The organism is Salmonella sp. 2018103 (assembly GCF_026247685.1).
GTDB lineage: Bacteria > Pseudomonadota > Gammaproteobacteria > Enterobacterales > Enterobacteriaceae > Salmonella > Salmonella enterica.
The window spans coordinates 2,684,372-2,705,338 of sequence record NZ_CP111029.1 but is presented as its reverse complement, the minus strand read 5'-3'; the positions used below and the strand labels follow the sequence as shown (position 1 = coordinate 2,705,338).

At 53.0% G+C, this 20,967-nt stretch carries 19 protein-coding genes; 13 read left to right on the top strand and 6 right to left on the bottom strand.

Annotated elements, in window-relative coordinates; all coding sequences use genetic code 11:
• The first annotated feature begins 12 nt into the window (after nt 1-12).
• Entirely contained in the window at nt 13-1,674 is a 1,662-nt protein-coding gene (gene flgK, locus OLG56_RS13210; RefSeq protein ID WP_000096425.1) for a flagellar hook-associated protein FlgK, read from the top strand.
• A 14-nt stretch (nt 1,675-1,688) separates the two neighbouring features.
• On the top strand, nt 1,689-2,642 hold the full coding sequence (gene flgL, locus OLG56_RS13205; protein WP_001223032.1) for a flagellar hook-associated protein FlgL: 954 nt from the start codon (nt 1,689-1,691) through the stop codon (nt 2,640-2,642).
• 257 nt (nt 2,643-2,899) lie between these two features.
• Here flgL and rne read toward each other — a convergent pair whose 3' ends face one another.
• Nucleotides 2,900-6,103: a ribonuclease E gene (rne, locus tag OLG56_RS13200; RefSeq protein WP_000827447.1), complete on the bottom strand. Its 3,204-nt coding sequence runs from the start codon at nt 6,101-6,103 to the stop codon at nt 2,900-2,902.
• A 573-nt stretch (nt 6,104-6,676) separates the two neighbouring features.
• Between rne and rluC the strand changes: the two genes are divergently transcribed.
• From rluC to OLG56_RS13185, 3 genes are all read left to right on the top strand, one after another.
• Nucleotides 6,677-7,636 (top strand): 23S rRNA pseudouridine(955/2504/2580) synthase RluC, encoded by a 960-nt coding sequence (rluC, locus tag OLG56_RS13195; protein WP_000846319.1) that lies wholly within the window; start codon nt 6,677-6,679, stop codon nt 7,634-7,636.
• A gap of 155 nt (nt 7,637-7,791) precedes the next feature.
• The gene (locus OLG56_RS13190; RefSeq protein ID WP_077906407.1) at nt 7,792-8,535 is read left to right on the top strand and encodes a DUF3053 domain-containing protein; all 744 of its coding nucleotides are present in this window, start codon (nt 7,792-7,794) and stop codon (nt 8,533-8,535) included.
• Between the two features lie 202 nt (nt 8,536-8,737).
• On the top strand, nt 8,738-8,962 hold the full coding sequence (locus tag OLG56_RS13185; protein WP_000528427.1) for a hypothetical protein: 225 nt from the start codon (nt 8,738-8,740) through the stop codon (nt 8,960-8,962).
• 71 nt (nt 8,963-9,033) lie between these two features.
• On the opposite strand, the gene OLG56_RS13180 is transcribed toward OLG56_RS13185, so the two are convergent.
• Nucleotides 9,034-9,618 (bottom strand): Maf family protein, encoded by a 585-nt coding sequence (locus tag OLG56_RS13180; protein ID WP_001137605.1) that lies wholly within the window; start codon nt 9,616-9,618, stop codon nt 9,034-9,036.
• Nucleotides 9,619-9,815: 197 nt separating this feature from the next.
• On the opposite strand from OLG56_RS13180, the gene yceD reads away from it, so the two are divergent.
• From yceD to fabF, 8 genes are all read left to right on the top strand, one after another.
• Nucleotides 9,816-10,337 (top strand): 23S rRNA accumulation protein YceD, encoded by a 522-nt coding sequence (gene yceD / locus OLG56_RS13175; RefSeq protein ID WP_001174492.1) that lies wholly within the window; start codon nt 9,816-9,818, stop codon nt 10,335-10,337.
• 51 nt (nt 10,338-10,388) lie between these two features.
• Complete coding sequence (gene rpmF, locus OLG56_RS13170) at nt 10,389-10,562, top strand: 50S ribosomal protein L32 (protein WP_000290727.1); 174 nt, start codon at nt 10,389-10,391, stop codon at nt 10,560-10,562.
• Between the two features lie 133 nt (nt 10,563-10,695).
• Nucleotides 10,696-11,775 carry a phosphate acyltransferase PlsX gene (gene plsX, locus OLG56_RS13165; RefSeq protein WP_001518286.1) on the top strand — a complete coding sequence of 360 codons (1,080 nt, stop codon included), beginning with the start codon at nt 10,696-10,698 and terminating at the stop codon, nt 11,773-11,775.
• Between the two features lie 79 nt (nt 11,776-11,854).
• Nucleotides 11,855-12,808, top strand: coding sequence for a beta-ketoacyl-ACP synthase III (gene fabH, locus OLG56_RS13160; RefSeq protein ID WP_000288148.1), 954 nt, complete (start codon nt 11,855-11,857; stop codon nt 12,806-12,808).
• A 15-nt stretch (nt 12,809-12,823) separates the two neighbouring features.
• A complete protein-coding gene (gene fabD, locus OLG56_RS13155; protein ID WP_079900482.1) occupies nt 12,824-13,753 on the top strand; it encodes an ACP S-malonyltransferase in 930 nt (309 codons plus the stop codon).
• Nucleotides 13,754-13,765: 12 nt separating this feature from the next.
• Nucleotides 13,766-14,500: a 3-oxoacyl-ACP reductase FabG gene (gene fabG / locus OLG56_RS13150; protein WP_000007236.1), complete on the top strand. Its 735-nt coding sequence runs from the start codon at nt 13,766-13,768 to the stop codon at nt 14,498-14,500.
• 155 nt (nt 14,501-14,655) lie between these two features.
• On the top strand, nt 14,656-14,892 hold the full coding sequence (acpP, locus tag OLG56_RS13145) for an acyl carrier protein (protein ID WP_000103754.1): 237 nt from the start codon (nt 14,656-14,658) through the stop codon (nt 14,890-14,892).
• Between the two features lie 85 nt (nt 14,893-14,977).
• On the top strand, nt 14,978-16,219 hold the full coding sequence (fabF, locus tag OLG56_RS13140) for a beta-ketoacyl-ACP synthase II (protein WP_000044666.1): 1,242 nt from the start codon (nt 14,978-14,980) through the stop codon (nt 16,217-16,219).
• A 70-nt stretch (nt 16,220-16,289) separates the two neighbouring features.
• Here fabF and OLG56_RS13135 read toward each other — a convergent pair whose 3' ends face one another.
• From OLG56_RS13135 to OLG56_RS13120, 4 genes are read right to left on the bottom strand one after another with little or no spacing between them, the layout of a single operon-like run.
• On the bottom strand, nt 16,290-16,814 hold the full coding sequence (locus OLG56_RS13135; RefSeq protein WP_023226015.1) for a fimbrial protein: 525 nt from the start codon (nt 16,812-16,814) through the stop codon (nt 16,290-16,292).
• A 14-nt stretch (nt 16,815-16,828) separates the two neighbouring features.
• Complete coding sequence (locus OLG56_RS13130; RefSeq protein WP_012513009.1) at nt 16,829-17,350, bottom strand: fimbrial protein; 522 nt, start codon at nt 17,348-17,350, stop codon at nt 16,829-16,831.
• Nucleotides 17,351-17,362: 12 nt separating this feature from the next.
• Nucleotides 17,363-18,361, bottom strand: a complete 999-nt coding sequence (locus tag OLG56_RS13125; RefSeq protein WP_000754357.1) for a fimbrial protein — start codon at nt 18,359-18,361, stop codon at nt 17,363-17,365.
• Between the two features lie 37 nt (nt 18,362-18,398).
• Entirely contained in the window at nt 18,399-20,954 is a 2,556-nt protein-coding gene (locus OLG56_RS13120) for a fimbria/pilus outer membrane usher protein (protein WP_079980956.1), read from the bottom strand.
• Between the last annotated feature and the right edge of the window lie 13 nt (nt 20,955-20,967).

Here is a 20,967-nt window from a genome sequence, read left to right as displayed (position 1 = left end):
AAAGGAACCATCATGTCCAGCTTGATTAATCACGCCATGAGCGGACTTAACGCCGCGCAGGCCGCGTTAAATACGGTCAGTAATAACATCAACAATTATAACGTTGCGGGTTATACCCGGCAGACAACTATTCTGGCGCAGGCAAACAGTACGTTAGGGGCTGGCGGCTGGATAGGTAATGGCGTTTACGTTTCAGGCGTACAGCGCGAATATGATGCGTTTATCACTAATCAGCTACGCGGCGCGCAAAATCAGAGCAGCGGCTTAACCACGCGCTATGAACAAATGTCGAAAATCGACAACCTGCTGGCCGATAAATCCAGCTCACTGTCTGGTTCGTTGCAGAGTTTTTTTACCAGCCTGCAAACGTTAGTCAGTAATGCGGAAGATCCTGCGGCGCGTCAGGCGCTGATTGGTAAAGCGGAAGGGCTGGTAAACCAGTTCAAAACCACCGATCAGTATCTGCGCGATCAGGATAAACAGGTCAATATCGCGATTGGCTCCAGCGTGGCGCAAATCAACAATTACGCGAAGCAGATAGCTAACCTGAACGATCAAATCTCCCGTATGACGGGCGTAGGCGCGGGCGCATCGCCGAACGACCTGCTCGATCAGCGTGATCAGTTGGTCAGCGAGCTTAACAAGATCGTTGGCGTCGAGGTGAGCGTACAGGACGGCGGCACCTATAACCTGACGATGGCCAATGGCTATACGCTGGTGCAGGGGTCGACGGCGCGTCAGTTGGCGGCGGTTCCCTCCAGCGCCGACCCGACGCGAACGACTGTCGCTTATGTCGATGAGGCTGCCGGTAACATCGAAATTCCGGAAAAGTTGCTGAACACCGGTTCGCTCGGCGGGCTACTGACGTTCCGTTCTCAGGATCTGGATCAGACTCGTAATACGCTGGGCCAGTTGGCGTTGGCGTTTGCCGATGCGTTTAACGCGCAGCATACCAAAGGTTATGACGCCGACGGCAATAAAGGAAAAGACTTCTTTAGCATTGGCTCGCCGGTGGTATATAGCAACAGTAATAATGCCGATAAAACGGTATCGCTAACCGCTAAGGTGGTCGACAGCACGAAGGTTCAGGCGACGGATTATAAGATTGTTTTTGACGGTACAGACTGGCAGGTTACTCGCACTGCGGATAACACCACCTTCACGGCGACAAAAGATGCTGACGGAAAACTGGAGATTGACGGTCTGAAAGTGACGGTAGGGACCGGCGCACAGAAAAACGACAGTTTTCTTCTCAAGCCGGTCAGCAATGCTATCGTCGACATGAACGTTAAAGTGACAAATGAAGCCGAGATTGCGATGGCTTCTGAGTCAAAACTCGATCCTGATGTGGATACCGGCGACAGCGATAACCGCAATGGTCAGGCATTGCTGGACTTACAAAACAGCAATGTAGTGGGCGGCAACAAAACCTTTAACGATGCTTATGCCACGTTGGTCAGCGATGTGGGTAACAAAACGTCAACGCTGAAAACCAGCAGCACCACGCAGGCGAATGTGGTTAAACAGCTTTATAAACAGCAACAGTCGGTTTCCGGCGTTAACCTCGACGAAGAGTACGGCAATTTGCAGCGTTATCAGCAGTATTATCTGGCGAATGCGCAAGTATTGCAGACCGCGAATGCGCTGTTTGATGCGTTACTGAATATTCGCTAAAGGAGAAGGATGACATGCGTATCAGTACCCAGATGATGTACGAACAAAATATGAGCGGCATCACTAATTCTCAGGCCGAATGGATGAAGCTGGGCGAGCAGATGTCTACCGGTAAGCGCGTTACCAACCCATCTGACGATCCGATCGCCGCGTCGCAGGCGGTAGTACTCTCTCAGGCGCAGGCGCAGAATAGCCAGTACGCCCTGGCGCGTACGTTTGCCACCCAAAAAGTGTCGCTGGAAGAAAGCGTACTCAGTCAGGTGACGACGGCGATTCAAACCGCGCAGGAAAAAATCGTCTATGCCGGAAACGGCACGTTAAGCGACGATGACCGCGCGTCGCTGGCGACGGATTTACAGGGCATCCGCGATCAGCTGATGAACCTGGCAAACAGCACTGACGGCAATGGTCGCTATATCTTTGCCGGGTATAAAACGGAAGCAGCGCCATTCGACCAGGCGACAGGTGGTTATCATGGCGGCGAGAAAAGTGTTACCCAGCAGGTGGATTCCGCACGCACGATGGTAATTGGCCATACGGGAGCGCAAATTTTTAATAGCATCACCAGCAATGCGGTGCCGGAACCGGATGGCTCGGACTCCGAAAAGAATCTGTTTGTCATGCTCGATACGGCAATTGCCGCACTTAAGACCCCGGTGGAAGGCAATGACGTGGAAAAAGAAAAGGCCGCTGCCGCCATTGATAAAACCAATCGCGGCTTAAAAAATTCGCTTAATAACGTCCTGACCGTTCGTGCGGAACTGGGAACGCAACTGAGCGAACTCAGTACGCTGGATTCACTGGGAAGCGACCGTGCGCTGGGACAGAAGCTGCAGATGAGCAACCTGGTAGATGTGGACTGGAACTCGGTCATCTCCTCCTACGTCATGCAACAGGCGGCATTACAGGCGTCCTATAAAACGTTTACCGACATGCAGGGAATGTCGCTTTTCCAGTTGAACCGGTAACGCCTCTTTTTGAAACATATCACGAAACTGGATATGTTTTGTCTGCCCGCGCCATCCACCCCGGCGCGGGCATTTTTTTTAGTCGTCATTGAGTTAGTGGTCATATTGTCGCGCCCGTAGCGACGCCATCCGTACGTATTATCCCGCCCAATCTCATAAACGCCTGGAGTGACTAAAAGACGCCATGGGGTGAAGCATCGCCCTGTAAGGGGCATAAAAAAGCCGACCTGGCGGTCGGCTTTGTATCAGCATTTACATCATTCTACCGGCTGTGGGCGTGTCGCCGGGGCGCTGGCGACACGTGTGGCGCTGTGTCCGCCTGCTGCGCCTTTACCTTCAAAGTGGAAGGAAGGACGCTGCCAGTCGCTATGGTGCGGGGTTTCCGGCACATATTCCGGCGCTGGCGCACGCGTCATCGGCGCGCTGGCGTGGTTGTGATCGTCAACACAGACAACGTCCTGCGGCTTTTCCACCACCTGGGCCGGTGCGATAACGGTTTCTTCTGCCGTGTGCTCCACAACAGCCGCTTCCGCTTTTGTCTCTTCTTCTGGCTCGACAACGACAACATCAGCTACGTTTTCAGCCACCGTAATGGACGCGTCGGCGGTTTCTGCTACCGGTTCGGCGTCAGCAATAACCTCTTGCGCCACCGGCGTATCGCTTTCGGCAATCAGTTGCGGCTGTTCATCAACCGGCGCGGCAATCACTTCCGGATGCGTTGTCTCGACCTCGACGACTTCCGGCACCTGTGGTTCGGCGACAGTCTGCGGCTCAACGGCAACGTTTTCTACCGCCTGTACCGACGCTTGTGGTTCTAACGCTACGGTCGCAGCGATAACCTGCGGTTCAGCGACAACCGGTTGTGGCAGCGCCAGATCTGCTTCACGCTGCTCTTCAACAACCTGCGTTTCCTGAGGACGGACAATCGGGTAGCGGATCCAGACTTTACCGGACGCCATTTCCGGCGACGCGCAGGCGACGGTTAACGGCATCGGCGATTGTGTCGGGTAGCGCTCGTCACGATAGCGACGACGACGCTGACCGCTAACGCGCAGGTGGCGCGGAGAACGGCGGGAGCGACGCGGCATACCAGTATTATCGCGAGGTTCTACGCTATCATCCTGCTCCGGCGCGATATCGGCAATGACAGGTAAATCAACTTTCGCCAATTCGGTACGCGGCGCTGGAACGGGCTGTTCAACGTTTTCAACCGGGCGTGGTTCGTCGACGACGACTGGCGTATCAACCGTTTCAACCACTGCGCTGTTGGTAAAGCGGACTTTCTGATTAAGCTGACGCTGCTTGCGGCGCGGCTGAACCTGCTGAACGCGTTCTTCCTGCTCGGTCTCCTGGACAGGCAGTTCTTCGCGGTTAAGCGCTTTTACTTCCTGCTGCGCCTGGCGTTTGTCATCATTGCGGCGGCGGCTGCGTTCGCGACGCGGCGTCTGTTGCTGCTCATCGCCGGTTTTCACTTTTTCCGCCGTTTCCTGCTGGCGGGTATCGCGCGCTTCCGCATTTTGCTGCTGCGCCTGGCGACGGTTACGACGATTATCGTCGCGGCTCTCGCCGCCGTCACGTCCGGCACGGTTATCACGGGTGTCGCGGCGTTCGTTACGATCGCGACGGTTGTTCTGCCGTGGCTTGCGACGATCCTGCTGACGCTCCGCTTTTTCTTCCGCTTTCGGCGCGGCTGTTTCGACGGCTTTCGTTTCTTCACCGCTGAACAGTTGTTTCAGCGCGTTTAGGAAGCGGCTAAACAGACCCGGCTGGGCAGGCTGCGCGGCGGCAACATTATCCTTTTTCGCCGTGGCGACGCTAACCGCCGGTTCGACAGGCGTCGGCGCCGGAGGCACATCTGGCATAGCGAATGTCGCCAGCGCAGGCTGTTCCGGGCGTTTACGCTCGGCGTACTCTTCTTCAGAAGGCAGCGCCATCGCTTCTTCGTGCAGCTTCGGCAGCATGTAGCTCAGGGTCGGCGTTTCTTCCCCTTTGCGTACGCGCAGCACGGAATAGTGCGGCGTTTCCATCTGATCGTTCGGGACGATGACACAGCGGACGCCATCCTGACGCGTCTCAATAGCGTTAACTGCCGTCCGTTTTTCGTTAAGCAGATAAGAGGCGATCGGCACCGGAACAATGGCATGGACTTCCTGCGTATTCTCTTTCAGCGCTTCTTCTTCAATCAGGCGCAGAATGGACAGCGACAGAGATTCGTTATCGCGCACGGTGCCGGTACCGCTACAGCGCGGACACACGTGATGACTGGATTCGCCCAGCGACGGGCTCAGGCGCTGACGCGACATTTCGAGCAGGCCGAAGCGGGAAATATGGCTAATCTGAATACGCGCCCGGTCCTGACGCACCGCTTCACGCAGACGGTTTTCTACCGCGCGCTGGTGACGTACCGGCGTCATATCGATAAAGTCGATAACGATCAGGCCGCCCAGGTCGCGCAGACGCAACTGGCGGGCAATCTCATCGGCCGCTTCCAGGTTGGTATTAAACGCCGTTTCTTCGATATCGCCGCCGCGAGTCGCGCGGGCGGAGTTGATATCGATGGCGGTTAACGCTTCGGTACTGTCAATGACGATGGAGCCGCCGGAGGGCAGGCGCACTTCACGCTGGAACGCTGACTCGATCTGCGATTCGATCTGGTAATGGCTGAACAACGGGATTTCACCGGTGTACAGCTTAATTTTGCTGCTAAAATCCGGGCGGCCCAACGCGGCGATATGCTGACGCGCCATTTCCATCACTTTGGGATTGTCGATCAGGATTTCACCGATATCCTGACGCAAATAGTCGCGAAACGCGCGTACGATGACGTTGCTTTCCTGATGGATCAGGAACGGCGCGGGACGGCTTTCAGCGGCTTTCTGAATGGCTTCCCAGTGTTTCAGGCGGAAGCTTAAATCCCACTGCAACGCTTCGGCGGATTTACCCACGCCTGCGGTACGCACGATAAGCCCCATTCCTTCAGGAAGTTCCAGGCTGGCCAGCGCTTCTTTTAACTCGGTACGATCGTCGCCTTCAATGCGACGGGAAATACCACCCGCGCGCGGGTTATTCGGCATCAGCACCAGGTAGCTGCCCGCCAGACTGATAAAGGTGGTTAACGCCGCGCCTTTGTTGCCGCGCTCTTCTTTATCGATTTGAACAATGACTTCCTGGCCTTCGCGTAACACGTCTTTAATGTTCGGGCGACCATGAGCGCTGTAGTTAGCGGGGAAATATTCGCGGGCAATTTCTTTTAACGGGAGGAAACCGTGGCGTTCTGCGCCGTAATCAACAAAAGCCGCTTCCAGGCTCGGTTCAATACGGGTAATTTTGCCTTTGTAGATGTTCGCTTTTTTCTGCTCGTGTCCGGGGCTTTCTATATCCAGATCGTACAGACGCTGCCCATCTACAAGGGCGACGCGCAACTCTTCCTGCTGAGTCGCGTTGATTAACATTCTTTTCATCGTAACTTACTCATTATTCTTACGTTGACGACTAAGCTGCGGGCATGGTGACGCCTTACCGGGCATGAACCGATGGCCTCGTGACTATTTCGCGTCGCCAACCTCACGGTTATCGTCAGCTCAAAGAGGCGCAGAGTGTCGGTTGCCTGTATTTCATACGGAAACACAGCGCAATTATCAGGGAAGCAGCCTGGGCATTACTCTCCAGAGAAGATCCTATCTACCGGTAAGGACTGCAACCCGCAGCCCGCTAACTGTCTGAAAAATCAATACGTCTTACGCCATTGCTGCGTTGATGATCGGTCAGACAAAATGGGTTATTCCGCTAAACTTTTTGTTTTAACAAGTTTCGGTGCGGAAACCGCATCATTATTCCACTGCTAACCTTGTTATAGCAAGATGACTTTTACCATTTATCACCCGCTTACTCACAGTTTTTTCACCAGCGCGAGCCAATCGCTTTAATAACCAGCAAAACCGCAGTGAAAAATGTTCATCCACTGGCGTAGACGTCTCTATAAGCATAGAAAAATGTGTGGCGCGAATCTCACAGGCTATTTAGAATCGCCCCCCATGAAAACAGAAACGCCATCCGTAAAAATTGTTGCCATCGCCGCTGACGAAGCGGGGCAACGCATTGATAACTTTTTGCGCACCCAACTGAAAGGGGTACCAAAAAGTATGATTTATCGCATCTTGCGTAAAGGCGAGGTGCGGGTGAACAAAAAACGCATTAAACCGGAATACAAACTGGAAGCGGGCGATGAAGTCCGCATTCCGCCGGTTCGCGTTGCTGAACGCGAAGAAGAGGCCGTGTCGCCGCATTTGCAAAAAGTGGCGGCCTTGGCGGACGTCATTTTGTATGAAGACGACCATATTCTGGTGCTGAATAAGCCTTCCGGCACCGCCGTACACGGCGGGAGTGGGTTAAGTTTTGGCGTCATCGAAGGGCTGCGGGCGTTGCGTCCGGAAGCGCGATTCCTGGAACTGGTGCATCGTCTTGACCGCGATACTTCCGGCGTGCTGTTGGTGGCAAAAAAACGTTCCGCGCTGCGTTCGCTGCATGAGCAACTGCGCGAAAAGGGAATGCAGAAAGATTATCTGGCGCTGGTGCGCGGCCAGTGGCAATCGCACGTTAAAACCGTACAGGCGCCATTATTAAAGAACATTCTGCAAAGCGGCGAACGCATTGTTCGCGTGAGCCAGGAAGGCAAACCGTCAGAAACGCGCTTCAAGGTGGAAGAGCGCTATGCCTTCGCCACGCTGGTGCGCTGTAGCCCGGTCACGGGCCGTACGCATCAGATTCGCGTACATACCCAATATGCCGGTCACCCTATTGCGTTCGACGATCGCTACGGCGACCGTGAGTTTGATCAACAGCTTACCGAAGCGGGAACCGGACTTAAACGTCTCTTTCTGCACGCCGCGGCGTTGAAGTTCACGCATCCGGGAACGGGCGAAGTCATGCGCATTGAAGCGCCAATGGATAACGCCCTGAAGCGCTGTCTGCAGGTGCTGCGTAACGCAAAATAGTTCCTCTTTCGGGCAGGTTATCTGCCCGAATCTCACTTTTCTCATAATATTTTTGTTTTGCTGTATCCGACGCATTTTTACCGTTGTGCACTGTTTATTCTTGCGATCCGGATTTCGGCGTGTTTAAGGACGAACAGATGGCCAATACTAGCTGGATGCGCTCATTTACTCAGCGTTGGGGAAAATACGTTATCGTGCCGCTCGTGATCGCGATGCTGACCGGTTGCGAAGGAAAGGGCGATAGTTCACGACGGGCTTTCGTTGAGTATTTGAATACGCAAATCATTACGTCTCCCGTGGTGGGCGTCTGTGAGTTGACGCCAGCCCAACGTCAGGCTTTTGGTCATTACGCCGATGACTACGATGTACTATTAGCTGCCTACGGGCAAATCTTTGCTGTGGTGTATGAGACCGGCCAGGAGGATAAGATCACCGGTGTTATTCAGTCTGAGCGTGATAATCTGGTTTTCCTGAACGAGCTACGTGTGGCTCGCGACGTAAACAATCGATTTATCCTTCGGTTGAAAAATGTGAGTAGTGAAAACAGAAAAAAACATTCTGCTTTAAAGTTCCCCTCTGATGTGAAGCTTGTCTTTGACGCTGCGTGGAATAAAACCGTAACACCGCTGGATGAGACGATGACTCGCTATTATTTTCTGCGCGGAAAGCGGCTCGACCAACTGGTCGCAATGGGCGAGTTTCTGCAAAAACAGGGAAATAAAGTCCGCTTTGAAACGAATGGAAAAGCGGTTTTTGCCGACCTGGCAGCAAAAGAACACTTTCAGGATCAACAATTTAATTTTTTCATTACGCAGAATGATATAAACCATCTTACTCAGCAGATGGTTGAATTTATAAATAGTCAACAAGATGCGGCTGATGCTGGCGGCGTTAATTAAAGGAATGTGTCGTGAGGTGAAGCAATGTTAGGGGGGCGTAAACTCATCGCGAGATGGAATTTAACGAGTCGCAAGGGGAAGGTTTCAGGACAGTAAACGTTCTGAGAGTTGCTCGCGAGAATAAGTTCGTAAGCCGCTTTTGACGCCGTAGAGCGCGTCAGGCGAGTATTGAGAACACGTGTTTTTACAAAACTGAACTGAGATGGGGAATTCATTAACGCGCACGTATACCGCTGTTGATACCCTATGGGATAAAACGCACCGTACATCAGTTCGTAATGCCAATGCTTTTTTTCTGGTCGGTGAATGGATTGACCAGGAAACGGGCCCGCACGAAGAGAGTGAAGATCGGCAGGCGCTAAATTGTTCACAACAAGCGCTTTCCAGTTGGTTAGAACTGGAAGCGGTCGAAACTGCTCCCCTATAAACGGGAGATAGCTACCAACACGTGCAGAAACGGCTTTTAGCGGTATTTGAAAAGCCTACAGAGTAGGCCGTTTACTGCTGTAGCGGGTTAAAGCCCTCCCGTCGCAGCATCTGGCACAGGGCAATAAGCGGCAAGCCGATCAGCGTGTTCGGATCGCGACCCTCCAGGCGTTCAAATAATGCAATGCCTAAACCTTCGCTTTTAAAACTTCCCGCGCAGTGCAGCGGATGCTCTTTACGGACATAGTCGTCTATTTCCGCTTCGCTTAAATGGCGAAAATGAACGTCAAAAGGCTCCACTTCGGTTTGTAAGTGCCCGGAGGCGGAGTTATACAGCGCCAGTCCGGTATAAAACGTCACAATATTTCCGCTGGCTTTGGCTAATTGCTGACGCGCTTTTTCTTCCGTCAGCGGTTTGCCGGTGATTTCGCCGTCCAGAACACAAATTTGGTCGGAGCCAATAATCAAATGATTCGGGAAACGCGCGGCGAGCGATTGCGCCTTCGCCTGCGCCAGCCGCAGCACCAACTGACGCGGCGCTTCGCCCGGCATGGGGGTTTCATCAACATCCGGCGCGGCGCATTCGAAAGGAATCGTCAGCTTTTCCAGCAGCGCGCGACGCCAGGGAGAGGTAGACGCAAGGATGAGACGGGGCATATTTTTTCCCTCAGATATAGCGTAATGATGAGAGCCATCTTAAACTATGCTCTTCGGTCTTCAAGCCTGTCATACTGACTCGTCTTGAGCGAAAATAAGTCTGTAACCCGCAATGTGTGCGAATTATTGGCAAAAGGCAACCGCAGGCTGCCTTTTTCTTTGACTATATGACGTTACGAAGTTAATATGCGCGCCCTATGCAAAAGGTAAAATTACCCCTGACTCTTGATCCGGTTCGTACCGCTCAAAAACGCCTTGATTACCAGGGTATCTATACCCCCGATCAGGTTGAGCGCGTTGCCGAGTCTGTAGTCAGTGTGGACAGTGATGTGGAATGCTCCATGTCGTTCGCTATCGATAACCAGCGTCTCGCCGTTTTAACCGGCGATGCGGTCGTTACGGTGTCGCTCGAATGCCAGCGTTGCGGGAAACCGTTTACCCATCAGGTTCACACAACGTATTGTTTTAGCCCTGTCCGTTCCGACGAGCAGGCTGAAGCACTGCCGGAAGCGTATGAGCCGATTGAGGTAAACGAATTCGGCGAAATCGATCTGCTGGCGACGGTTGAAGATGAAATCATCCTCGCCTTGCCGGTAGTTCCGGTGCATGATTCTGAACACTGTGAAGTGTCCGAGGCGGACATGGTCTTTGGCGAACTGCCTGATGAAGCGCAAAAGCCAAACCCATTTGCCGTATTAGCCAGCTTAAAGCGTAAGTAATAGGTCTTCCCCGCGGACGCAGGGATAAACCGTAATTGAGGAGTAAGGTCCATGGCCGTACAACAGAATAAACCAACCCGTTCCAAACGTGGCATGCGTCGTTCCCATGACGCTCTGACCGCAGTCACCAGCCTGTCTGTAGACAAAACTTCTGGTGAAAAACACCTGCGTCACCACATCACTGCCGACGGTTACTACCGCGGCCGTAAGGTCATCGCTAAGTAATCGCGCGATACTCGATGCCTTTTGCATCACAGGCGTGCCTGTGGTGTAAAAGCCGAAGAGTACAAGCGTGATAAAGCTTAGTGAGGATTTCTCCGCGTAAGCGGAGAACACCGAACCAGGCAGCGACGATACCTTGACACGTCTAACCCTGGCGTTAGATGTCATGGGGGGCGATTTTGGTCCTTCCGTGACGGTGCCTGCAGCATTGCAGGCACTGAACGCTAATTCGCAGCTCACTCTTCTTTTAGTCGGGAATCCCGATATTATCACGCCATTACTTGCCAAAGCTGACTTTGAACAACGTTCGCGTCTGCAGATTATCCCTGCACAGTCAGTTATTGCCAGTGATGCCCGGCCTTCGCAGGCGATCCGCGCCAGTCGCGGGACATCCATGCGTGTGGCCCTGGAGCTTGTGAAAGAAGGCCGAGCCGAAGCTTGCGTTAGCGCCGGTAATACCGGGGCGCTGATGGGGCTGGCGAAATTATTGCTCAAGCCTCTTGAGGGGATTGAGCGTCCGGCGTTGGTGACGGTATTACCGCACCAGCAAAAGGGCAAAACGGTAGTGCTTGATTTGGGTGCCAACGTCGACTGCGACAGTACCATGCTGGTGCAGTTTGCCGTGATGGGCGCCGTTTTGGCGGAAGAGGTCGTCGGGATCAAAAATCCCCGCGTGGCGCTACTCAATATCGGGGAAGAAGAAACCAAAGGCCTCGACAGTATTCGCGAAGCCTCTTTAATGTTAAAAACAGTTCCAACCATCAATTACATCGGCTACCTTGAGGCGAATGAGTTACTGACGGGAAAAACTGATGTACTGGTGTGTGACGGCTTTACAGGCAATGTCACACTTAAAACGATGGAGGGGGTTGTCAGAATGTTCCTTTCACTGCTGAAATCACAGGGCGAAGGGAAAAAACGGTCGTGGTGGCTGCTGTTATTAAAACGTTGGTTACAAAAAAGCCTGACGAGGCGATTCAGTCACCTCAACCCCGACCAGTATAATGGCGCCTGTCTGTTAGGATTGCGCGGCACGGTGATAAAAAGTCATGGTGCGGCCAATCAGCGAGCATTTGCAGTCGCGATTGAACAGGCAGTGCAGGCGGTGCAGCGACAAGTTCCTCAGCGAATTGCCGCTCGCCTGGAATCTGTATACCCAGCCGGATTTGAACCGCTGGACGATGGCAAAGGCGTAAACCTGCGGGCGCACAGATAATATCGCTGTCTCCCCGGCGCCGCCAGCGTGCCAGACGTTTACAGGTAACGGTATATAACCGAAAAGTGACTGAGCGTACATGTATACGAAGATTATTGGTACTGGCAGCTATCTGCCCGAACAAGTGCGGACTAACGCCGATCTGGAAAAAATGGTGGAGACCTCTGACGAGTGGATTGTCACTCGTACAGGTATTCGTGAACGCCATATCGCCGCGCCGAATGAAACTGTCGCGACGATGGGCTTTACCGCTGCGAATCGCGCGATTGAGATGGCGGGGATCGATAAAGACCAAATTGGCTTGATTGTGGTGGCTACCACATCAGCAACGCATGCATTTCCAAGCGCGGCATGTCAGATTCAAAGTATGCTCGGTATTAAAGGTTGCCCGGCGTTTGATGTCGCGGCAGCGTGCGCAGGTTTCACCTACGCGTTAAGCATCGCCGACCAGTACGTTAAATCCGGCGCGGTTAAACACGCGCTGGTGGTCGGTTCCGATGTATTAGCCCGCACTTGCGATCCTGGCGATCGCGGTACGATCATTATTTTCGGCGATGGCGCAGGCGCGGCCGTACTGAGCGCTTCTGAAGAACCGGGTATTATCTCCACTCATCTTCATGCCGATGGCCGTTACGGTGAATTACTGACCCTGCCGAATGCCGATCGCGTAAATCCGGATAACCCGATTTACCTGACGATGGCGGGCAATGAAGTCTTTAAAGTGGCGGTCACTGAACTGGCGCATATTGTCGATGAGACGCTGGCGGCTAATAACCTGGATCGCTCCGAACTCGATTGGCTGGTGCCGCATCAGGCTAACCTGCGTATCATTAGCGCGACAGCGAAAAAACTCGGCATGTCGATGGACAATGTCGTCGTCACGCTGGACAGGCACGGCAATACCTCCGCGGCTTCTGTGCCGTGCGCGCTGGATGAAGCCGTGCGTGACGGGCGAATTAAAGCCGGTCAGCTGGTATTGCTTGAAGCCTTCGGGGGTGGATTCACCTGGGGCTCCGCGCTGATTCGTTTCTAGTATAAGGATTTAAACATGACGCAATTTGCATTTGTGTTCCCCGGTCAGGGTTCTCAGAGCGTTGGGATGTTGGCCGAGATGGCGGCAAATTACCCTATCGTAGAAGAAACGTTTGCTGAAGCTTCTTCGGCTCTGGGATATGATCTGTGGGCGCTCACCCAGCAAGGTCCAGCGGAAGAACTGAATAAAACCTGGCAGACGCAGCCGGCGTTATTAACCGCTTCCGTCGCGCTTTGGCGCGTTTGGCAGCAGCAGGGCGGTAAAATGCCTGCGTTAATGGCAGGTCACAGCCTGGGCGAATATTCCGCGCTGGTTTGCGCTGGCGTCATCAACTTTGCTGATGCCGTTCGTCTGGTGGAAATGCGCGGTAAATTCATGCAGGAAGCGGTTCCGGAAGGTACTGGCGGCATGTCTGCGATCATCGGTCTGGATGATGCCTCTATTGCTAAAGCCTGTGAAGAATCTGCCGAAGGGCAGGTTGTTTCGCCGGTTAACTTTAACTCGCCGGGACAGGTGGTTATCGCCGGGCATAAAGAGGCAGTAGAACGCGCGGGCGCAGCCTGTAAAGCCGCTGGCGCGAAACGCGCGCTGCCGCTGCCGGTGAGCGTACCGTCGCACTGCGCGCTGATGAAACCAGCGGCAGATAAGCTGGCGGTTGAATTAGCCAAAATTACCTTTAGCGCGCCAACGGTGCCGGTAGTAAACAACGTTGACGTGAAATGTGAAACCGATGCCGCCGCTATCCGCGATGCGCTGGTTCGCCAGTTGTACAATCCGGTACAGTGGACGAAGAGCGTGGAATTTATCGCGGCGCAGGGCGTTGAACATCTTTATGAAGTGGGTCCAGGTAAAGTCCTCACTGGTCTGACGAAACGTATTGTCGACACCCTGACAGCGTCGGCGCTGAACGAGCCGGCGGCGCTGTCTGCGGCACTTACGCAATAAAAGAGGAAAACCATGAGCTTTGAAGGAAAGATTGCGCTGGTGACTGGTGCAAGCCGTGGCATAGGCCGCGCAATTGCAGAGACTCTCGTTGCCCGCGGCGCGAAAGTTATCGGGACTGCGACCAGTGAAAATGGTGCGAAGAACATTAGCGACTATTTAGGTGCTAACGGGAAAGGTTTGATGTTGAATGTGACCGATCCTGCATCTATTGAATCTGTTCTGGAAAATATTCGCGCAGAATTTGGTGAAGTGGATATCCTGGTTAATAATGCCGGTATCACTCGTGATAATCTGTTGATGCGAATGAAAGATGATGAGTGGAACGATATTATCGAAACCAATTTATCATCCGTTTTCCGCCTGTCAAAAGCGGTAATGCGCGCTATGATGAAAAAGCGTTGTGGTCGCATTATCACTATTGGTTCTGTGGTTGGTACCATGGGAAATGCAGGTCAGGCAAACTACGCTGCGGCGAAAGCGGGTCTGATCGGTTTCAGTAAATCACTGGCGCGTGAAGTTGCGTCCCGTGGTATTACTGTCAATGTTGTGGCTCCGGGTTTTATTGAAACGGACATGACGCGTGCGCTGTCTGACGATCAGCGTGCGGGTATCCTGGCGCAGGTGCCTGCGGGTCGCCTCGGCGGCGCTCAGGAAATCGCTAGTGCGGTTGCATTTTTAGCCTCTGACGAAGCGAGTTACATCACTGGTGAGACTCTGCACGTCAACGGCGGAATGTACATGGTTTAATCACGATTGAAAAATATTTGCGTTATTAGGGCGAAAGGCCGCAAAATAACGTAAAATCGTGGTAAGACCTGCCGGGATTTAGTTGCAAATTTTTCAACATTTTATACACTACGAAAACCATCGCGAAAGCGAGTTTTGATAGGAAATTTAAGAGTATGAGCACTATCGAAGAACGCGTTAAGAAAATTATCGGCGAACAGCTGGGCGTTAAGCAGGAAGAAGTAACCAACAATGCTTCTTTCGTTGAAGACCTGGGCGCAGATTCTCTTGACACCGTTGAGCTGGTAATGGCTCTGGAAGAAGAGTTTGATACTGAGATTCCGGACGAAGAAGCTGAGAAAATCACCACCGTTCAGGCTGCCATTGATTACATCAACGGCCACCAGGCGTAAGTGAACATCTCCAGGCGGTCATTCGACCGCCTGAGTTTTATCTTTTTGTCCCACTAGAATCATTTTCCCTCCCTGGAGGACAACCGTGTCTAAGCGTCGTGTAGTTGTGACCGGACTGGGCATGTTGTCTCCTGTCGGCAATACCGTAGAGTCTACCTGGAAAGCTCTCCTTGCCGGTCAGAGTGGCATCAGCCTGATCGACCATTTCGATACTAGCGCCTATGCAACGAAATTTGCTGGCTTAGTAAAGGATTTTAACTGTGATGACATTATCTCGCGCAAAGAACAGCGCAAGATGGATGCCTTCATTCAATATGGAATTGTCGCTGGCGTACAGGCCATGCAGGATTCTGGCCTTGAAGTGACGGAAGAGAACGCAAGCCGTATTGGCGCCGCTATCGGCTCCGGTATCGGTGGTCTCGGTCTGATCGAAGAAAACCACAGTTCGCTGGTAAAAGGCGGACCGCGTAAGATTAGCCCGTTCTTTGTCCCGTCGACGATTGTTAACATGGTAGCAGGCCATCTGACTATCATGTATGGCCTGCGTGGGCCAAGCATCTCTATTGCGACTGCCTGTACTTCAGGCGTGCATAACATCGGCCATGCCGCGCGTATCATCGCCTATGGCGATGCGGACGCGATGGTGGCAGGTGGCGCAGAAAAAGCCAGTACGCCGCTGGGCGTAGGTGGTTTTGGCGCAGCGCGCGCGCTGTCGACCCGCAACGATAACCCACAGGCGGCGAGCCGTCCGTGGGATAAAGAACGCGATGGTTTTGTACTGGGCGACGGTGCCGGTATGTTGGTGCTTGAAGAGTACGAACATGCAAAAGCGCGTGGTGCGAAAATCTATGCTGAAATCGTCGGCTTTGGTATGAGCAGCGATGCTTACCATATGACGTCGCCGCCGGAAAATGGCGCAGGCGCTGCGCTGGCGATGGTTAACGCGTTGCGTGATGCCGCGATTGAGCCTGCTCAGATTGGCTACGTCAACGCACACGGCACGTCGACGCCTGCCGGCGACAAAGCTGAGACGCAGGCGGTTAAGTCAGTCTTTGGCGATGCCGCAAGCCGAGTGATGGTGAGCTCGACCAAATCGATGACCGGCCATCTGTTGGGCGCCGCAGGCGCAGTAGAGTCTATTTTCTCTATTCTGGCGCTGCGCGATCAGGCCATTCCGCCAACCATTAATCTGGATAACCCGGATGAAGGTTGCGATCTGGACTTCGTGCCGCATGAAGCGCGCCAGGTCAGCGATCTGGAGTACGCTCTGTGTAACTCCTTTGGCTTTGGCGGTACTAACGGTTCGTTGATTTTCAAACGTATCTAGTCAGTACTGTTATGAATAAAAAAGCGGAGCGCCAGGCGCTCCGCTTTTTTATGTATTCTTGATCTGAAGGCTACTGGTACGTAAAGTTCAGTTGAACGACAGTCTTGAATTCCCCTGACGTTACGCGACCCGTCGGTGTGTACATGCGCGCAGAGAGCGGGAAAACGGCCCGGTGGTCATTGCCGTTCACTTTCACGGCCAGCGTATCCGCCGGTGAGATTTCCGTCTGATGATCGCGGGTCATAATTTCCAGTGCCATACCGGTAGCGCTGCCCTGGCTGTTAGCGAATTTGGTGGCATCGTCAGTGTCGGCATCACCGCTGAACAGGGCAGTCACCTGAGTAGTTGATGGCGGGCAGGAGGAGAGGGTCAGTTCAAAATCCTGCCACTCACTGGTATCGCCCACCTTAAGGTAATCAACGGCGCGTGCCTGCTGGAACGTGACCGTCTGTTCCTTTGTGCCCGTATCCACGATGCAGGCAGAAGCAATTACTATACCGCTCAGGTTAATATCGGTTGCCTGCACGGAATAAATACTGCTTACCGCCCATAGACAGGCCAACGCGGGGAGCAGTTTATTTATCTGTTGCGCCATTGTCCCGTCCTGGATTACTGGTAGGTGAAGGTTGCCTGTACTTGGCCCTCGATGGTGCCTGGCATCACGAGGCCTGTTGCCACTGCACGGGAGCGCAGTTTCAGGTCATAGGCATGCGTGTCGGATGGGATTGCGATGTCCTTCAGAGCAGCGCCATTTTTATAGGCGTGCTCGCTTTTGTCATCCGTTAACTCAAGCTTCAGGTTGGTGGCAGTGCCGGTATTTTTGTAGAAGTCTGTATCCGTGTCGGCGGTGCCAGCAAAGGCTACGCTAAATGAGGTGGTGGAGGCTGGGCAATCGGTGAGCGTCAATGTCTTTTCAACCCATGGGGTAGTGCTGCCACTTGTTTCCAGAGTATTGGCCTGAATCCCGGTCCCCAGATTAATAGCGAGAGACTCATCGCCGCCGTTAACCACACAAGGTGAGGCGATAACGGTACCGCTGATATCAATATTGACAGCCTGACTGGATGAGGAAAATAACCAACCAAGCGCAATGATGAATGCCACTGTCTTTTTCCTGTTTGTAACAATCATATATAATTCCTATTAGTTGTAAGTAACTTTAAGCTCAATGGCTGTTTTGACATTACCCGCAGTTACGCTTTCAGCATCATCTATAAAATAAGACACTTTAAAGTCAGGCAACACATAATCCCCGGAGCCGTTATAATTCTGGAGCGCGATCGCTGAATTAATTGTATGAGGCGTACCATCGGTATTCTGTATCTGCACATAAACATTTTTCGCGTAGGTATCACCCGTCACAGTATTAAGAACCCCATTGGCCTCGTCGTGGGCTCCATAGACTGCGGAAAAATTATAAGAGATACCATTGATGGCCCCCGGGCAGTTTGTGAGCGTTATCGTCGGCGCCTGAATACTATTTTGTGCGCCCGTTTTTAGGCTATTCCCATAAAGTGGGTTGAGTTTAATTTCTGTTGGTGCGTTAATTCCACAAGCCGTATACTTTGGCTGACTAGCCACACCAGAACGGGCCACGAAAGTCACATCTCCATACCCGCTATCCGCTGGGTTATGATAAGAAACAGTAACGCTTGGCACCTCAGTAATGGGGCCCGCCGGTAGTTCATCCGTTAAACGCACCAGCATGTAGCGAATAATCAGGTCGCCGGATGCGTTGACATTACTATCGACGTCTAAACGAAATGGAGCCGTATAATCTTTATCCGGGGTTACTACGCCCGCTGGGGTGTAAGTCATTTGATAGGCAATGCCTACACCCGGGTTATTGGTTTTATACACCGTTGCGTCATTAGTAGTCGTTCCCCCTGTCGGTTCGCCATTCACAGTAAAATCAATATAACCTTTTTGGCTGCTAGCTATTATTGGCAATTTCCAGTGTTCCCCCCAGTCGTCAAACCAGGTTGTCCCTCCGGCCGAACTCGGCATAGTAAAGGAGCTGAATTTATAAGGTAAAGTTGATGTATTCGCACTGCTTGTATTTATGATACCTGCAAGAGCATCAACGGACGTTATCAACGGGCACACAGATATTAACAACGCAAGGCCGACTGTTTTTTTCACGAATACGTTTTCCTTATGACGATTATTGTCATCGTTATTAACGACAAGATTCTTGCGTTTCCATCACACCATCAGTCGCATTCAATTCTGTTAAATTGAATGTTACGTGACAGGTGTCATTCGCCGTACGGCCCCACGTTACCTTTAAGGTTCCGCGTTCGGGCGCACCGGTAAGATAGACTTGCCCGTGGTCACCCACGATGAAGCTCTTATCCGCAGGTTGACCCTCTATCGTTGCCAGCGCTCCAAATGGCACTATCTCCGTAGGGGGACGTGACAAATTCATGAGTACCCTTTTACCGATATGGGTATCAAAATGTGCGCGTACAATTGCGCCGCGCGTGGGAGTAATCATCTGGCTGGTCAGGTCGACGTCAGCACCATCAGGCAGCGTTTCGGTATCCAGTGAGACGGCGGTTTCACGGTACGGCGTCACGTAAGGCACCACGGTGTAACCGCGGAAGTCGGTTTTTACACCCGTCTGGTTGCTTATCGTAACACCATTCGCCCCGGGGGCTTCTACCAGTGCTGAGGTTTCGCCCAACGACTGGCTGAGCGTGACACCATGCGCGTGCGCGACAATGCCGCCTTCCATGCCGTAGTTAACGCGTTTCTGGTCGTTGTCATAGCTGTAGGCACCATTCATTCGTGCGTAGGTCCCCTGATAATCGAGGCTGGCGTAACCGCCATTCCCTTCGCCGTGATTCGTTTCGCTCTGCTGGAGACTCCAGTTCAGGTTATTGTCTTCTAATGCTGACCCGTTTAGCCCGACGGTATGGTTGGTATTGCCCCGTTTGCTGGTATTCAGGTTGTAGGTGGCGTAACTGTGACTTAACCAGCGGTCGAGCGGGATGTTTATGCTCAGTGAGAAGACCTGATCTTCATCGTAGATTTTGTCGCTATCGTCACTGTCGGTGGTATTGCGGTTATAGCTGTAATTGATGTTGTACGTCACGCCGCCCCAGCTATTACTGTAACCCACACCGAGAGAGCGCATCTTCCGGTCACTGTTCCAGTAATCTTCGCTAATAGCATTGAGCGACAGTGACCCCAGACTCGCACCGATACTCTGGTTAAGCTGAAGTTCAGCACGGTTGCGGCGGCGGTCGTTATTATTTTGCGACTCGTCGTCACGCCAGGTATCCAGTACTTCCGGGAGAGTGTAATAACCTGACGTTGAATACCTATAACCGGAAATGGATATATTGGTGCCGGTTTCGAGAATATTTTTACTGTAACGGATGCGCCAGGACTGGCCGCTCTCTTTATCCTGATCTTTTTGCGTTGACCATGCCTGAGTGCCATCCACCGAGACGGCGCCCAACTCGCCGAGGTTTTTTCCAAGCCCGGTGAGCAGGGACTTGTAGTGCTGTGAGAACTGGCCCCCGCCATATACCGTAAACCCGGCTGGCAGGCCATAAATCAAGGTGGCCTGGGTAAACATTTTTTTGTCAATATCGCTCTCATAGGGGCGATACTGGCCGCTGGTTACACTGTACTTCAGCCGCCCTTCGCGCTGCAGAATAGGCAGAGAGGCGAAGGCCACCGTCTGATGCTGTTCGCTACCGTCGGCCTCTTTAATTGTGACGTCAAGATCGCCGCTGCTGCCGGTTGGGTACATATCGGTAATCTCAAATGCGCCCGGCGAAACATAGCTTTGATAAATGGTGTAACCATTCTGTTTGATAATTACCTGCGCGTTAGTACGGGCGATGCCGCGCACCACCGGCGCGTAGCCACGCAGGCTATCGGGCAACATATCATCGTCGGAGGCCAGCTGTGCGCCGCGGAACGGCACACTATCAAACAGCTCGGAGGGCGCGGTGCTGTCGCCGAATGTTAGCTGACTTTTCAGCGCGATAATATTGCGTTGGGCGTAGGTGTAGAGCGAATCCCAGCTTTCATCGGCGCTATCGCCGTTGACGTTGCGATTCCAGGTGCTGTAGTTGCGAATGCGCCAGGGGCCAATATTCAGGCCCGGACGCAGGCTCAGATAATAGCTGTCGGAGTCGGTCATATCGCCGCGGCGCGCTTCGGTGTTGGCGCCGGAAAAGCTATAGTTGAGCAGCAGGGCGTTAATGCCCTCATCGAGCCGTTCCGGGGCGACGTAGCCGCGGGCATGGCTGTCTACGGCGGCCTGCGGAATAGACAGCCGTAGCTGCTGGCGTTCAAAGGCGAACTCGGCGCTGGCCTGCGGGATCGCCGCCAGGTTAGCGCAGTCGCCGTGACCAGCAAGATTTGGAAACGCGTCGGTACGAATACCGAACTCGCGCAGCGAGTCAACGCTGAAGCAGGGCTGCAGAGTGGTGTTGCCTGCCGTATCTTTTTGCATAACAAAATTAACGTCATGCACGCCAGCGGACGATTTATTCACAATGACGTCAACGCGATAGGTGCCAGGCATTTGGCCGATGCCTTCTTCAAAAGCGGAAAGATCGGTAAGCTCTTTTCCCGGCCCGTCGATCCCCAGCAGCGCTGGGTTAAAATATTCGCGGGCAAACGCAGTGTTACCGGCTGGCAGTGCGCACTGCAGGGCGATAAAGCAGGCGATTCGACTGAGCTTCATTATTTTTTTGTATGCGTCTGCATTCATCCCGATATCCTTT

Excerpts from the sequence above, each read along its gene's own strand:
- flgK (WP_000096425.1), top strand. The coding sequence starts at position 13 with ATGTCCAGCTTGATTAATCACGCCATGAGCGGACTTAACGCCGCGCAG.
- flgL (WP_001223032.1), top strand. The coding sequence starts at position 1,689 with ATGCGTATCAGTACCCAGATGATGTACGAACAAAATATGAGCGGCATC.
- rne (WP_000827447.1), bottom strand. The coding sequence starts at position 6,103 with ATGAAAAGAATGTTAATCAACGCGACTCAGCAGGAAGAGTTGCGCGTC.
- rluC (WP_000846319.1), top strand. The coding sequence starts at position 6,677 with ATGAAAACAGAAACGCCATCCGTAAAAATTGTTGCCATCGCCGCTGAC.
- OLG56_RS13190 (WP_077906407.1), top strand. The coding sequence starts at position 7,792 with ATGCGCTCATTTACTCAGCGTTGGGGAAAATACGTTATCGTGCCGCTC.
- OLG56_RS13185 (WP_000528427.1), top strand. The coding sequence starts at position 8,738 with ATGGGGAATTCATTAACGCGCACGTATACCGCTGTTGATACCCTATGG.
- OLG56_RS13180 (WP_001137605.1), bottom strand. The coding sequence starts at position 9,618 with ATGCCCCGTCTCATCCTTGCGTCTACCTCTCCCTGGCGTCGCGCGCTG.
- yceD (WP_001174492.1), top strand. The coding sequence starts at position 9,816 with ATGCAAAAGGTAAAATTACCCCTGACTCTTGATCCGGTTCGTACCGCT.
- rpmF (WP_000290727.1), top strand. The coding sequence starts at position 10,389 with ATGGCCGTACAACAGAATAAACCAACCCGTTCCAAACGTGGCATGCGT.
- fabH (WP_000288148.1), top strand. The coding sequence starts at position 11,855 with ATGTATACGAAGATTATTGGTACTGGCAGCTATCTGCCCGAACAAGTG.
- fabD (WP_079900482.1), top strand. The coding sequence starts at position 12,824 with ATGACGCAATTTGCATTTGTGTTCCCCGGTCAGGGTTCTCAGAGCGTT.
- fabG (WP_000007236.1), top strand. The coding sequence starts at position 13,766 with ATGAGCTTTGAAGGAAAGATTGCGCTGGTGACTGGTGCAAGCCGTGGC.
- acpP (WP_000103754.1), top strand. The coding sequence starts at position 14,656 with ATGAGCACTATCGAAGAACGCGTTAAGAAAATTATCGGCGAACAGCTG.
- OLG56_RS13135 (WP_023226015.1), bottom strand. The coding sequence starts at position 16,814 with ATGGCGCAACAGATAAATAAACTGCTCCCCGCGTTGGCCTGTCTATGG.
- OLG56_RS13130 (WP_012513009.1), bottom strand. The coding sequence starts at position 17,350 with ATGATTGTTACAAACAGGAAAAAGACAGTGGCATTCATCATTGCGCTT.
- OLG56_RS13120 (WP_079980956.1), bottom strand. The coding sequence starts at position 20,954 with ATGAATGCAGACGCATACAAAAAAATAATGAAGCTCAGTCGAATCGCC.